Raw genomic sequence first — 13,514 nt, forward strand, 5'->3', positions numbered from 1 at the left:
AGTACGCCGTGGCACAACCGCCGACCGCCGCGCAGCGGCGTGTCATCGACGCCGCCGATCCCGTCACCGGGCGACTGAAGGGCACAGACGCGCAGCTGGCCGCGCTGGTGAAGCGGGGGCTGGCCTTCCGGCATCCGCGTCCACCGCACGACCACTTCCTGACTCCGGCGGGGCATCGCATACGGGAGGCGCCCGCCGAGGAGGCCGTACGGGTCGCCCCGGCCGCGGCGGACACAGGCGCGTTCGCCGCGCGGGTCGGTGGCGAGGAGTCCCCCGACACCGGGCCCGCGCGGCTGCGGGAGGTGCGCGGCGCCTGGGAGGGGCTGCTGGAACTGCGCCGGATGACCAATCCCGGGGGCGCCACGGACCGTCCGTGCGGCTGGGAGCGTAAGCATCTGGTGCGGGCCGCCGCGCTCGCACTGGAGGCGGCGGGGCAGCGGCCCGCGACCGGCGCCGATGGCCTCGGCTACCGGGTCCGCGCCACCCCGCAGCCCGAGGCGGTCGCCGTGCACGAGGCGGACCTCACGGCGCTGCGCGCCTGCGCGGCCACGCTGGAGCGGGCGGGCTGGCAGGTGAGCGAGCACACCGAGCCGCGGACGGGGGCCCGTTATCTGCTGGCGTCTCCGCGACGGGTGTGATCGCCTCGACCAGACTCTCCATTGCGCTGACCCTGGTCAAGAAGGGCTTCCAGGAGTCATGCCGAGCTGCCGCATCTGCGTGAGGACGTCCACGACCCCCCAGATCTCGGCGACTCGGCCGTTGGCGAAGCGCATGATGAAGATCTCGTTGTACTTGACGGATTTGCCGGTCGGCGCGAGGCCCAGGTACTCGCCCTGGTGGGTCCCGGTAACCGTGTTCCTGCCGACGACCTTGTCTCCCTCGGCAATCACATCCTCGACCGCGACATGAATGTCGGGATACGCACGAAGGAGCACGGTCCACACCCGCTTGAGTGCCTGCGCCCCCGTCTCACCCATGGGTACCGGCGCGTGGAACAGCACGTTCGGCTCGATGAGTTCGTCGATCGTCTTCGAGATGACCTCTGCGTCGCGAGTGTTCACGGCGTCATGGAAGCGGTGGAGCGTCGCTTTGTTGCTTGCTGCCTGGGCGGTTGCATCCATGGGAACTCCTCTGCCGTTGTCGGTGGCTACACACCTATGACAGAACGGCTCGTCACTATGTGACATGAACGAATGTGACATGCGTCTCCGCCGTCGGCCCTCAAGGTCCCTCGCGCCGCAGTCACTCGTTGACAGCCCGGAAATGGGTGGTCAGCCTTCCCTCGTCGACCAGGACGTGGTCAGTACGGCCGACTGATCAGCTAGGGCCTAGGCGTCGACCAGCTCCGGTCGGTGCTCGGCGTCGTAACTCGCACGTGCCTCGGCGATCGCCACCCGGTGCCGCTCCGCCCAGTCAGTGAGCGACAGCAGGGTCGCGTGCAACTCCCAGGCGATCGGCGTGAGTTCGTACTCGACCTTCGGCGGTACCGTCGGGTGGACGGTGCGGGTGACGAGTCCGTCGCGTTCCAGGTTGCGCAGGGTCAGGGTGAGCATGCGGCGGCTGATGCCCTCGATGCCGCGCTCCAACTCGGTGAAGCGGATCGGACCGTGCGCGGCGGCCACGAGGATCTGCACGCTCCATTTGCCGGCGACCCTGTCAAGAACTTCACGGACCGGGCACGCTTGCGCGTTCACCACCTGCGAGGTAACACCGGTGTTCCTCTGGGACATGGAACTGCCTCCTTATGCCGCCCTTCATGGTCACTCACGATGTACTCCGTTACAAGTCGTGCACCTTTGGTGCTCACAGAGGATGTGGAGGCCAGCAAGGCCATGTCGACCACGATCGAGTCACCGTCCCGGACCACGCCACCCCGAACGTACTCCCGCTGGGCGTCCCTGGTCGTCCTGTGCGCGGGGACACTGATGACGATCCTGGACGGCAACATCGTCACCGTCGCGATGCCGGCGATCCAGAGCGACCTCGGTTTCAGCGGATCGGGGCTCGCCTGGGTCGTCAACGCGTATCTGATCCCCTTCGGCGGGCTGCTCCTGCTGGCCGGCCGCCTCGGGGACCTCCTGGGCCGCAAGCGGATGTTCGCAGCGGGGCTCGCCGTGTTCACCGCGGCCTCCGTGCTGTGCGGGGTCGCCACCAGTCAGGGTGTGCTGATCGCGGCGCGGGCCGCGCAGGGTGTCGGCGGGGCCATGGCGTCGGCCGTGGTGCTCGGCATGCTGGTGGCACTGTTTCCCGAACCGCGTGAACAGGCCCGCGCCATCGCGGTGTTCAGCGCGGTCGGCGCGGCGGGCGGGGCGCTCGGTACGTTCCTCGGCGGAGCGCTGACACAGGCCCTGAGCTGGCACTGGATCTTCCTCATCAACCTGCCCATCGGACTGGCCGCCTGGCTCGCGGCGGTTCGGGTTCTGGCACCGGAGCACGGCGCCGGCCTTGGCAAGGGCGCGGACTTCCCCGGAGCGGCCCTCGTCACCGGTGCGCTGATGCTCGCGGTGTACGTCATCGTCGGCTCCGGCGGCCGCAGCCTCACCGCCACCCTGCTCCTGGCCGCACTCACCCTCGCCCTGTTCGTGGCGTTCACCGTCCGGCAGGCCCGCGCCACGCGTCCGCTGCTGCGGCTGCGACTGTTCCGCTCCCGGCTGTTGACGGGAGCGAACGCCGTCCAGATCCTGATGATCGGAACCATGTACGGCTTCCAGTTCATCGGCGCCCTCTACCTCCAACGCGTCCTCGGTTACAGCGAGTTGCTCACCGGTACGGCGTTCCTGCCGACGCCGATCACCATCGGGGTCCTGATGCTGGGCCTGTCGGCCCGGACGATCGGACGGTTCGGCGCGCACGGGGTGCTGTCAGCCGGACTCGTACTCATCGTCGCCGGAATGGTGCTGCTCGGCCGGGCGCCCGTGCACGGCTCGTACGTCGCCGACGTACTGCCGCCGCTGCTGCTGCTCGCCGCCGGGTTCGCCGCCGCGATGCCCGCGCTGACGGGACTCGCGATGTCCGGGGCGCGCGCGGAGGACGCGGGTGTGGCCTCCGGACTGTTCAACACCACGCAGGTGGTGGGTGGTTCGCTGGGTCTCGCCGTGCTGTCGACACTGGCGGCGCACCGGACCGACGGACTGCTCACCCAGGGTGCCGAGCTCATCCCTGCCACAGCGGAGGGTTACCGGCTGGCGTTCCGGGTGGCAGTGGGGTTCGCGGTGGGGGCGCTGGCGCTGGCGGCGGTCGTGCTGCGGCCTCGGGCGGAGTGAGTGGCGCACCTCCGGGAGCGGCCGCCGGATCACGTCACGTGCGGCCCGGAGACGAAGTGACCGTTCTTGTCATAGGGCCAGGCGTTGGCGACGCATCCGTGCAGACCCTTGATCTGCTGCATCATCACGGGGGCCGGCTGCCCGGGACCCGCACAGGTCGCGTGCGTGTAGCCCAGAAAGTGCCCCATCTCATGGTTGATGATCAGCGCCCGGTAGTCATGGATCGGACCGTCGAACGTGGGCGAGCCCTCGACCCAGCGCCTGAGGTTCACCACCACCCCGTCGGGGACCTCGCAGTTGTATTCGCCTTGGGTGTCCTGGTGGATGCCCGCCCAGCACAGGGCGTCCGCAGTTCCCGGTGTCGCGATCTTCACCGTGAGGTCATGGGGTGCTCCTGCGCTCACCAACTGGAAAGCATAGGCCGGGTTGTGAGTCCAGCCCCGGGGAGCAGCGAGGATGTCGGCGATCTCGCCGGCCGCTTGGGTGGGCGAGATGTCCAGCCCGGTCTCGACCTCCACCACGTAGCGGAGAGGACGCGGTCCCCGACCGACCTTCGTGCCACTGGCATGCGCGGTGACGAACGCGCCGGCGCCCTTCGAGGGGACGTCGATCTTGGACCGGGTAGGGGTCGGAGTGGGGGTAGGGGTGGGGGTTGGCGTAGGTGTCGGGATGGGCGCGGGGGCGTCGTGCACCGTGCTCCGCGGGTGCGGCGCACCGCTCGACGCGTCACTTCGTCCACCGTTCAGGAAGTACGTTGCCGAGCCGAGCAGGCCGACGGCCACCAGCGCGCCGATCAGATACCTCCGACCCCGTCGGCGTGGACGGCCACGCCGGTGTGGACGGCCCCGCCGGTGTGGACGGCCCCGCAGGTGGGAGGACCGGTGCCGGCCACCGAGGTGGGAGGCGCCGACGTCGCCGGTGGGCCGTGCGGATGTCCGCTCTCGTGCCGCATGCATGGCAACCCAAAATGGTCACCTCATGTGATCACCATGAGCTCGAATGATCACGAAGTGGTAACGAGCGGTTTGCCCGTGGCTCTCACCGATTCGGACCGGGCGACCGGCTGCCCTGGGGCCATTGGGTCATTCCGTAACGTCACCGAGAGGGGTCCTTGGCGGGGTGTCACCTCGCCCGATCTGCCCGCGTCGGTCTCGGACGGCCGGCGGATGGTGAACGGGTAGCCGTTTTCCGACCGAGCGGGCGGCACTCGGATACTGGGTCCATGCCACGTGTACTGCTGATCGAAGACGACCGCGCCGTCCGCGAGGGCGTCACCCTGGCCCTGCGTATGCAGAGCCATGACGTCGCCGCCGCCGGGACCGGCGAGGAGGGGATGGACCAACTGCGGTCCTTCCGGCCGGACATCGTCATCCTCGATCTGATGTTGCCCGGCATGACGGGCCTCGAGGTGTGCCGCAGCATACGGGCCGTCGACCAGACACTGCCGATCATCATGGCGACCGCGCGGGGCGACGAGGTGGACATCGTCGTCGGCCTGGAGGCGGGTGCCGACGACTACGTGGTCAAGCCTGTGCAGGCCCGGGAGCTCGACGCACGCATCCGTGCCGTCCTGCGCCGTGCCGGCGGGGCGTCCGCCGGCACCGCCCTGCCGAAGATCGACACCTACGGGGATCTGACCATCGACCGGGCGGGACTGACCATCACGCTCAACGGCGAGTCGATAGCACTCGCCCCCTCAGAGCGACGGCTCTTGCTCACCCTGTCCGCCTCGCCCGGCCAGGTCTTCAGCAGACAGCAACTGCTGGAGGCGGTCTGGGAACACGACTACCACGGCGACGCCCGACTGGTGGACGCCTGTGTCAAACGGCTGCGCACGAAGATGGACGAGCCGCCCCGCGCCCCCCGCTACATCCACACCGTGCGCGGTTTCGGCTACCGCTTCGCCGCCCGGTGAAGGCGCGTCGGCTGCGCGGTCTGCGCCCACGTCTGGTGGTGGCCTTCGGACTCGTCGCCACCGTCGCCACGGCCGCCACCGGTGCGCTGACCTTCAGGGAGGCGCGCACCGGAGTGCTCCAGCAGAGCCAGGACGCGGTGATCAGACAACTGCGAACCCAGGTCAGCCAGCGCGCGCACGAACTCCCCTTTCCCCCTGACCAGTCGATGTTGCAGCGGTTCGCCTCCGACGTTGCGGCCACCGAGGCGCAAGGGAACTGGCATGTGTTGGTGACGTTCCGGGAGCTGAGCGCCTCCTCCGTCCCCGGCGACGCCTTCGAAGAGGTGACGCCGGCCGTACGGGAGGCCGTCGGATCCAGACGAGCCACCGTCTTCCAGCGGGTACGCAGGGACGGCCGCAGCTCACTGGTCGTCGGCATGCCAGTCACCTTCGACAGCCTGGGCGGAAGCCAGTTGCCGTCCGGGGTCCAGGTGTTTCTGGTCGTCCCGCAGACCGCCGAGCAGGCGTACGTCGACGCCCTGCTGCCCGCCGTCGAACGCGCCATGGTGCCGGCACTCGTACTCGCAGTGGTGCTCGCCCTGCTGGCCGCCCGCGGAGTTCTGCTGCCGGTGCGAGCGCTGCGGCACGCCACCCGCAGCATCGCCGAGGGCCGCCTGGACACGCGGCTCGTGGTCAACGGCGTGGACGAACTTGCCGATCTGTCACACACGTTCAACGAGACGGCCGCAGCGCTGGAGACTTCGGTGGCGGAGTTGCGGGAGATGGAGGCCCGGGCCCGGCGCTTCGCCGCGGACGTCTCGCACGAACTGCGCACGCCCCTGGCCGCCATGTCGGTGGTCACGGACGTCCTGGACGAGGGCGCCGCCCGGCTGGATCCGGACACGGCCACCGCGGTACGGCTGATCAGCGAGGAGACGGTGAAACTCGCCCGCCTCGTGAACGACTTGATGGAGGTCTCCCGCTTCGACGCGGGTGCGGCGGTCCTGCACCTGGACGAGATCGACCTCGCCGAGTCCATCCGGCGTACGCTCGCCTCCCGCGGCTGGTCCGACTGTGTGGAGACAGAACTGCCGGCGCCCGATGAGTTGCGTGGACGCCTCGACCCGCGCCGCCTCGACGTGGTCGTCGCCAATCTGGTCGGCAACGCCCTGCGACACGGCGCCCGTCCCGTGCGGGTGTCCCTTCACGCGCGTCGTTCTGCCGGGACCGAGAGCCTTGCCGTCATCGAGGTGCAGGACAGCGGACCCGGCATCCCCGACGACGTGCTGCCGCATGTCTTCGAGCGGTTCTACAAGTCGGACACCGCCAGGACCCGCTCCGAGGGCAGCGGGCTGGGCCTTTCGATCACCGCCGAGAACGTCCGGCTGCACGGCGGCACACTCCGCGCGGCCAGCCATCCAGCAGGAGGCGCCCTCTTCACCGTCGAACTCCCGCTGCAGCAGGATGATCTGCCCAAGGAGAACCGGCCATGAAAGCCACCCACCGACTCGCGATACTGATCGCCCCGGCGCTCCTCACGCTCTGCGCCTGCGAGATCCCCACGACCGGGGTCGTGGAGGCCGGCGGTCCCGCGAGCGGGATCACGCCGATCACGCCCGTCTACTTCGTCCTGGACGGCGCGCTCGTCGCGGTGCCCCGCACCACCGCCAGGCCCGGGGATGCCGAGGCCGCCCTACAGATGCTCCTCATCGGCCCGACGCCGGCGGAAGCAGACGGGCACCTCTCCAGCGAAATGCCCGGAAAACCGGCCGAAGTACCCCAAGCACTGGCCAGTGCAGCTCCCGAGTCGGCCCCCGCCTCCCCAGCGCCCAGGCAAACCCCACCGGACGGCCTGACCGTATCGCTGCAAGGCGACGCACTCTCGATCCGACTGCCTCCTGGCTTCGGCAAGTTGTCCCGCCTCGCGACGGAACAGTTGGTCTGTACGGCGGCTGCCGCTCACCGCATAGGGCATCCGTTCGGCGATACGGTGACGGTGACCGTGTCCGACGTCAGCGGATGGCACGCCGAGGGGACGGACAAGGACTGTCCCGACCCACGACAACCAACATTGCGGCCCCCCGCTCGCCCTTAGCCCGTCACTCGGCCTGCGACGTTGAACGCCGAGCTCAAGGTACCTGGAAGGAGCCCGGACCGGATCGACCGAGCCTCCGGCCCTCCCATACTCAGCCCGTCTCAACCAGTCCAAGGACTCCTCGAGTGCGGCGAGGCGTCCTCGCGGCGGTCGAGTTACGGAACGCCGTCACTGAAGGTCTCGACGCGGCCCGACTCGTTCATGCGTTCAGAGTGCACCATGGGGCCTGAGGTGTACGGAAGTCGCCGTACACCTCAGACGAACTCAGCGCGCCGCCGCGGACCGCGTACCGGCGATCTCCTCGCCCGACTCCATCGGATGGGTCACGTCCTGCGCGTCCCGCCCCCTACCGAGGTGGTTGAACACCAGGTTCAGCAGGACCGCCGCCACGCAACCCGTCGAGATACCCGAGTCCAGGACGATCCGCGCCGTCTGGGGGAAGGCGTGATAGAAGTGCGGCGCGGTGATCGGGATGAGGCCGACGGCCAGCGAGACGGCCACGATCAGCACGTTGTTGTCCTTCTCCAGGCCCGCGCGGGCGAGGGTCTGGATGCCGCTGGCGGCCACCGAGCCGAACAGCACCACGCCCGCGCCACCGAGCACCGGACGCGGTACGACGGCGATGAGCGAGGCGGCCATCGGGCACAGGCCCATCAGTACCAGGAAGCCGCCACCGGTGGCGACGACATAGCGGCTGCGGATCCGGGTCATGGCGACCAGGCCGATGTTCTGCGCGAACGCGCTGCACATGAAGCCGTTGAAGACGGGGCTGAGTGCCGAGCCGAGGGTGTCCGCGCGCAGGCCCGCGGCGATGGTCCGCTCGTCCGCCGGACGCTGCACGATCTCGCCGAGCGCGAGCATGTCCGCCGTCGACTCGGTCATCGAGACCACCATCACCACGCACAGGGAGAGGATCGCCGCCAGTTGGAACTGCGGTGCCCCGAAGTGGAACGGGGTCGGGAAACCGGCGACGTCCGCGTGGGCGATCGGCCCGAAGTCCGTGATGTCGAAGGGGATCGCGACGAGCGTGCCGGCCACCAGGCCGAGCAGGACGGCGATCTGCTTGACGAAGCCGCGGGTGAAGCGGCGCAGCAGCACGACGATGACGAGGGTGATGCCCGCCAGGGTGAGGTTCGTTCTCGACCCGTAGTCGTGCGCCGCGGGGTCGGGGCCCTGGGCCCAGCCGAAGGCGACCGGGAGCAGGGACACTCCGATGAGTGTGATCACGCTGCCGGTGACGACCGGCGGGAAGAAGCGGACCGCCTTGCTGAAGAAGGGGGCCGCGAGGAAGCCGAGCAGTCCTGCGACGATCACCGCGCCGAAGATGATCGGCAGGGCGTCGGACTTGTCCTCGGCGGAGGCGACGATCGCGGTCATCGGGGCCACCCCGGCGAAGGTGACACCGTTGACGAAGGGCAGCCGGGCGCCGATCTTCCAGATGCCGAGGGTCTGCAGGAGGGTGGCCAGGCCCGCGGTGAACAGGCAGGCGCCGGTGAGGAAGGTCAGATCGCCTGCGGAAAGACCGATGGCCGCGCCGACGATCAGAGGCGGGGCGACGACCCCCGCGTACATGGCGGCCACGTGTTGCAGACCGCTCGTCGCCATCTTGAGGGCGGGGAGTTTCTCATCAACGGGATGGGCGGTCACGGCGGTTCCTCCGGTCGGTGGCACGTCGGCGGTGACGTGGGTGTCAAGGAGGTGGTGCGTGTGGGGGGGTCCCGCGCCTGCTCAGCCCTGCGCGGCGATCCGCGCGAGGCGCTGCGCCTCTTCCCGGGTGGAGCGGGCGATCGCGTCCTCGTCGACGTGCAGCAACCGGCCGTTCTCCGCGACCGGCTCGCCGCCGACGAGCGAGAGCGTGACCGGGGCCGCCGCGCCGAAGACCAGCGCGGCCACCGGATCGGCGATCGAGGCGTGGGCCAGCGTGTCCAGCTTCCACAGCACCAGGTCCGCCAGCTTGCCCGGCTCCAGGGAACCGATTTCTCCTGTCCTGCCCAGTACTTGGGCGCCACCGTAGGTTCCGAGACGCAGCACCTGACGGGCGCTCAGGGCTGCCTCGCGATGGGCGCCCAGGCGGCTGATGAGGAGGGCGTTGCGCAGTTCGGTGTGGAGTTCACCGGACTCGTTGGACGCGGTCCCGTCGACACCGAGACCGACCGGGACACCGGCGGCGAGCATGTCGGGGACGCGGGCGATGCCGGCTGCCAGGCGGGCGTTGGACGACGGGCAGTGGGCGACGCCCGTCCTGGTGCGGGCGAAGGCGGCGATGTCGGAGTCGCTCATGTGGACGCAGTGCGCCATCCACACGTCCTCGCCGAGCCAGCCGGTGGACTCGAAGTAGTCCGTCGGGCCCATGCCGAACAGTTCGTGGCAGAACTTCTCCTCCTCGACCGTCTCCGAGCCGTGCGTGTGCAGACGTACGCCCATCCTGCGTGCCAACCCGGCAGACTGCCTGAGGAGTTCGGTCGAGACGGAGAACGGGGAACAGGGGGCTACGGCCACCTGGGTCATGGCCCCGAAGGAGGCGTCGTGGTACTCGTCGATGGTCGCCTCGGTGGCGGCCAGCGCTCCCTGAAGGGTCTCGACGGCGAAGTCCGGCGGCAGACCGCCGTCCGACGCGCCACGGTCCATGGAGCCGCGGGCGAGGGTGAAGCGGACTCCCGTCTCACGGGCGGCGCGGATGATGGCGCCGGACAGGTCGCCGGAGCCCTTCGGGTAGACGTAGTGGTGGTCCATGGCGGTGGTGACGCCGCCGCGGGCCATCATCGCCAGGGAGCCCTGCGCGGCCGCGTACACCATGCCCTCGTCGATGCGCGCCCAGGTCGGATACAGCGCGACGAGCCAGTCGAAGAGGTTGTGGTCCGTGGCCAGGCCCCGGGTGATCCACTGGTAGAAGTGGTGGTGGGTGTTGACCAGGCCGGGGGTCACCAGATGGCCGGAGGCGTCGATGCGGCGCACGACGTTCTCCAGGCCCTCGGGGGCCTGGCCCGCGCCGACCGCCTCGACAAGGTTTCCTGCGACGACGAGGTACCCCGAGGCGTACTCGGTGTCCTCGGCGTCCACGGTCGCGATCGAGCAGTTCTCGATGACGATGCGCCGGGTTGCTGCCATGGTGGGTCCTTTTCGCTCTGTGGACAGGGCACGCCAGGACGCTGTGAGTTCGAGTGCCGTGGCCCGGAAGCCGGGTCCGGGGGCCGTCCGGGTCGCCGAAGGGGCGGATGCCCCCGGCGGCCGGGGGCACCCACGGACGCTTACAGGTTGGTGAGGTCCATGGGGATCTTCGCCTCGCAGCCGTCCCGCAGGACGGTGGCCTCGATCAGACCGTAGGGGCGGTCGGCGGCGTAGTACACCTCGTTGTCGTTCTTCAGCCCGAACGGCCGCAGGTCGACCAGGAAGTGGTGCTTGTTCGGGAGCGAGAAGCGGACCTCGTCGATCTCGCTGCGGTTGTCGATGATGCGCGCAGCCATCTGGTACAGCGTCTGCTGCAGCGAGAGGGAGTAGGTCTCGGCGAACGCCTGGAGCATGTGCTTCCTGGTCTGCTCGTAGGACTGCTCCCAGTGGGGCGTCTCCTGCTCGTCGGCGGTCCAGTTGAACCGCCAGCGGCCGGAGACCTCCGTGGCGAGGATACGGTCGTGCGCCTCGGGGAGTGTCGTGTACCTGTCCTTGATGTAGCCCCAGAACTCGGAGTTGGTCGAGTTCATCACGACGAGGTCCTTGAGGCCGGAGATGACCTCCCACGACGAGCCGTCATAGGTGATCTGGGTCAGGCGGGTCTCCTGGCCCTTGCGGACGAAAGAGTGCCTGACCTCTTCGGTGTCGATGAACCTGGAGCCCGCGTCGGAGGTCTCGATCCGCTCCCAGGCGTACTCCTCGATGCGGATACGGGCCCGGTGGATCGGCTCCTGCGAGGTGACGAAGTGCCGGGCGAGGTCGATGCCGAACTGCTCGGCGGACTCGATGCCGTACTCCTTGGCGAACGCGTACACCGTGTTCTTCGTGGTGTCGGTCGGCAGTACGTTGGCGTTGGAGCCGGAGTAATGGACCTCCTCCATGTCGCCGGAGAGGGACACCGATACGTTCAGGTCCTTGATGTGGTGGGTGGCGCCGTCCCGCGTGATCTTGACGACGCGGTTCTCGGCCTTGCCGTACTGGTTCTGCCCCAGGATCACAGGGCGGGGATGGTCTGCCATGTGTCTGCTAGCTCCCTCGGTAAACGGAGTAGCCGAACGGATTGAGCAGCAGTGGTACGTGGTAGTGCTCCCCCGCCACGACGGCGAAGGTGATCGCCACCTCCGGGAAGAACGCTCCTCGGGCACCGCTGTCCCGATTCGCGGGGGCGTCCTGCTGCGCATCGGCCTGGTTCTTCTCGAAGTACGGCTCCACGGCGAAGTCGAGCCGTACGTGGGTCGTTCCTTCCGGCAGGGCCGGCAGGTCCTTGCACCGCCCGTCGGTGTCGGTCGTGGAGCCGCCGAGCGTCCGCCAGTCCGCGTCGCGCCCGCTGCGGGCGGCGAGCCGGACGGCGATGCCCGCGGCGGGGCGGCCGGCACTGGTGTCCAGGATGTGGGTGGACACGGAGGCGGTGGCGCTGGTGCTCATGCTCTTGCGTCCTGTTCGACGAGTCGGGCCAGTCGGATGCGGTTGATCTTGCCCAGCTCGACGCGGATGATCTCCCGTTCCCGCTCCGGCGCGTTGCCGATCCGCTCCTTGACCGCGTCGCGCATCTGTTCGCCGGACCTGCCGGTCGCGCAGATCAGGAAGACGTGCCCGAACTTCTCCTGGTAGGCCAGGTTGAGTTCGAGCATCTCCGCCTTGAGCCCCGCGGAAACGCCGGCCATTCCCCGCTGTTCCCGGGCCGAGGTCGCATCCCCGGGCTTGGGGCGGCCGATCGGCGGGTGCCCGGCCATCGCCTCCTCCAGGTCGGCCGTGGTCAGCTCGGCCGTGGCGGCGTCGCTCGCGGCGTAGAGATCGGCGGCGGTGGCGTAGGGGCGGGCGGCGAGCAGCCGTCGCGCCCAGGCGGTGGAGGCGCACGCCTCGTAGAGGGCGGCGAAGGCCGCGGGCTCCTGCAGGGCGTTGAAACGGGCCAGGCCCGGGGGTGGGGAAGTCGAAGTCACGGGAGCCTCCGCTGCGGGTCGGTCGGCCTTCGTGCTGAACGGGCTGCGGATAGCTAACGCCCTCCGAAACACCACGTCAACAGTCTGTTGAAAATTCCGGATAGCAAAAGCCGCCGCCCGGATGCGGACGGCGGCAGTCACTCGGGACCTGGGTCCTTCGTTTGGATCAGGCCTCTTTCTCACGGTTGAGATAGTTGTAGACGGTGAAGCGGCTGACCCCGAGCGCGCTCGCCACGGTCTCCACACCGTGCCGAACGGTGAAGGCGCCCCGCGCCTCCAGCGTCCGTACGACCTCCTGCTTGGACTTGCGGTCCAGTTCCGCGAGCGGCTTGCCCTTCTTGCGCTCCATGGCGGCCAGGATGTGGTCGAGGGAGTCGGCCAGTTGCGGCAGGCGTACGGCGACCACGTCGGCACCCTCCCAGGACAGCACGACGTCGTCGGGGCCGGCCTCGTCGGGCGGGAGCATCTCGCCCCCCATGGCGTCGACCAGCGGCTTCACGGCGGCGATGAAGGGCTCGTCCCGCGTGCCGGTCACTTGCCCTCCCCGATGACGTTGACCTGCAGCGAGATCCGGGTGGCGCCGCTTCCCAGGCTCTTGCGCAGCAGGGCGTCCACGGCCGTGAGGACCGCGTCGGCGCCTCCTTCCGCGGTGTTGCCGAACGGGCCGACGTCCACCGCGTCCAGGTCCGCCGCCTCGATGACCTCGCGGGCCGCCAGCGCGTGTCCGGGCGCCTCGTCGAGATCGAAGGGCTCGGTCGTGAACTCCACTCTCAATCGCATAACTGCACTGCCCCCCACGGCATCGGCTCTGACCTGCTCAGTCTCTCAGCCCTCGGGCTGAGAGGGCATATTCGGGGCACATTCTCTCCTCCGGACACCGAGCACACGGACCCGGGCGGCCGAGTTCCTCGACGCGGAACCTGCCCGAAGCCGGTGAGTGCCGCAGTACACGTACACCCGCGTGCGTATGCCGTCTACGCAATCCTCAAATCAACCTCTGAACACGCGCGGCAAGGCTTCAACTCCCCCCGTGCCGGGGCACATTCTCGGCGTACGGGCCCGCCGGCACGGGGGCGGCGGGCCCCACTGGGGGGTGCGGCCCGAAGATGGCGGTCCGTTGAGGGGGACCGTCATCCTCGGGCCGACATCGTGTT

At 69.2% G+C, this 13,514-nt stretch carries 15 protein-coding genes; 5 read left to right on the forward strand and 10 right to left on the reverse strand.

Going from position 1 to position 13,514, the window contains the following annotated elements:
• Nucleotides 1-8 precede the first annotated feature (8 nt).
• Nucleotides 9-638, forward strand: coding sequence for a hypothetical protein (locus ACWDEX_RS16890; protein WP_450464197.1), 630 nt, complete (start codon nt 9-11; stop codon nt 636-638).
• 36 nt (nt 639-674) lie between these two features.
• On the opposite strand, the gene ACWDEX_RS16895 is transcribed toward ACWDEX_RS16890, so the two are convergent.
• Together ACWDEX_RS16895 and ACWDEX_RS16900 are read right to left on the reverse strand one after the other, a co-directional pair.
• Entirely contained in the window at nt 675-1,121 is a 447-nt protein-coding gene (locus tag ACWDEX_RS16895) for an ester cyclase (RefSeq protein ID WP_450464198.1), read from the reverse strand.
• A gap of 207 nt (nt 1,122-1,328) precedes the next feature.
• On the reverse strand, nt 1,329-1,730 hold the full coding sequence (locus tag ACWDEX_RS16900; RefSeq protein ID WP_450464199.1) for a winged helix-turn-helix transcriptional regulator: 402 nt from the start codon (nt 1,728-1,730) through the stop codon (nt 1,329-1,331).
• Nucleotides 1,731-1,832: 102 nt separating this feature from the next.
• On the opposite strand from ACWDEX_RS16900, the gene ACWDEX_RS16905 reads away from it, so the two are divergent.
• Entirely contained in the window at nt 1,833-3,263 is a 1,431-nt protein-coding gene (locus ACWDEX_RS16905) for an MFS transporter (RefSeq protein WP_450464200.1), read from the forward strand.
• A gap of 29 nt (nt 3,264-3,292) precedes the next feature.
• Here the strand turns inward: ACWDEX_RS16905 and ACWDEX_RS16910 are convergent, their stop codons facing one another.
• Nucleotides 3,293-4,219 (reverse strand): DUF3152 domain-containing protein, encoded by a 927-nt coding sequence (locus tag ACWDEX_RS16910; RefSeq protein WP_450464201.1) that lies wholly within the window; start codon nt 4,217-4,219, stop codon nt 3,293-3,295.
• Between the two features lie 266 nt (nt 4,220-4,485).
• On the opposite strand from ACWDEX_RS16910, the gene ACWDEX_RS16915 reads away from it, so the two are divergent.
• From ACWDEX_RS16915 to ACWDEX_RS16925, 3 genes are read left to right on the forward strand one after another with little or no spacing between them, the layout of a single operon-like run.
• Complete coding sequence (locus ACWDEX_RS16915; protein ID WP_450464202.1) at nt 4,486-5,178, forward strand: response regulator; 693 nt, start codon at nt 4,486-4,488, stop codon at nt 5,176-5,178.
• Nucleotides 5,175-6,650 (forward strand): sensor histidine kinase, encoded by a 1,476-nt coding sequence (locus tag ACWDEX_RS16920; RefSeq protein WP_450464203.1) that lies wholly within the window; start codon nt 5,175-5,177, stop codon nt 6,648-6,650. The genes ACWDEX_RS16915 and ACWDEX_RS16920 overlap by 4 nt, the downstream gene beginning before the upstream one ends.
• Nucleotides 6,647-7,252: a hypothetical protein gene (locus tag ACWDEX_RS16925; RefSeq protein ID WP_450464204.1), complete on the forward strand. Its 606-nt coding sequence runs from the start codon at nt 6,647-6,649 to the stop codon at nt 7,250-7,252. The genes ACWDEX_RS16920 and ACWDEX_RS16925 overlap by 4 nt, the downstream gene beginning before the upstream one ends.
• Nucleotides 7,253-7,516: 264 nt before the next feature.
• On the opposite strand, the gene ACWDEX_RS16930 is transcribed toward ACWDEX_RS16925, so the two are convergent.
• The 7 genes from ACWDEX_RS16930 to ACWDEX_RS16960 all read right to left on the reverse strand — a co-directional run bounded on the left by ACWDEX_RS16930 (nt 7,517) and on the right by ACWDEX_RS16960 (nt 13,140).
• Nucleotides 7,517-8,899, reverse strand: coding sequence for a nucleobase:cation symporter-2 family protein (locus tag ACWDEX_RS16930; protein WP_450464205.1), 1,383 nt, complete (start codon nt 8,897-8,899; stop codon nt 7,517-7,519).
• A gap of 81 nt (nt 8,900-8,980) precedes the next feature.
• Entirely contained in the window at nt 8,981-10,360 is a 1,380-nt protein-coding gene (locus tag ACWDEX_RS16935; RefSeq protein WP_450464206.1) for an 8-oxoguanine deaminase, read from the reverse strand.
• Nucleotides 10,361-10,500: 140 nt separating this feature from the next.
• Nucleotides 10,501-11,439 carry a factor-independent urate hydroxylase gene (gene pucL / locus ACWDEX_RS16940; RefSeq protein ID WP_450464207.1) on the reverse strand — a complete coding sequence of 313 codons (939 nt, stop codon included), beginning with the start codon at nt 11,437-11,439 and terminating at the stop codon, nt 10,501-10,503.
• A 7-nt stretch (nt 11,440-11,446) separates the two neighbouring features.
• Nucleotides 11,447-11,845, reverse strand: coding sequence for a hydroxyisourate hydrolase (gene uraH / locus ACWDEX_RS16945; protein WP_450464208.1), 399 nt, complete (start codon nt 11,843-11,845; stop codon nt 11,447-11,449).
• Nucleotides 11,842-12,360: a 2-oxo-4-hydroxy-4-carboxy-5-ureidoimidazoline decarboxylase gene (uraD, locus tag ACWDEX_RS16950; RefSeq protein WP_450464210.1), complete on the reverse strand. Its 519-nt coding sequence runs from the start codon at nt 12,358-12,360 to the stop codon at nt 11,842-11,844. The genes uraH and uraD overlap by 4 nt, the downstream gene beginning before the upstream one ends.
• A gap of 166 nt (nt 12,361-12,526) precedes the next feature.
• The gene (locus ACWDEX_RS16955; protein WP_450464211.1) at nt 12,527-12,895 is read right to left on the reverse strand and encodes a helix-turn-helix domain-containing protein; all 369 of its coding nucleotides are present in this window, start codon (nt 12,893-12,895) and stop codon (nt 12,527-12,529) included.
• Nucleotides 12,892-13,140, reverse strand: a complete 249-nt coding sequence (locus tag ACWDEX_RS16960) for a hypothetical protein (protein WP_450464213.1) — start codon at nt 13,138-13,140, stop codon at nt 12,892-12,894. Before ACWDEX_RS16960 ends, ACWDEX_RS16955 begins: the two co-directional genes overlap by 4 nt.
• Nucleotides 13,141-13,514: the final 374 nt, after the last annotated feature.

It is taken from the genome of Streptomyces sp. NPDC001020 (assembly GCF_053599115.1).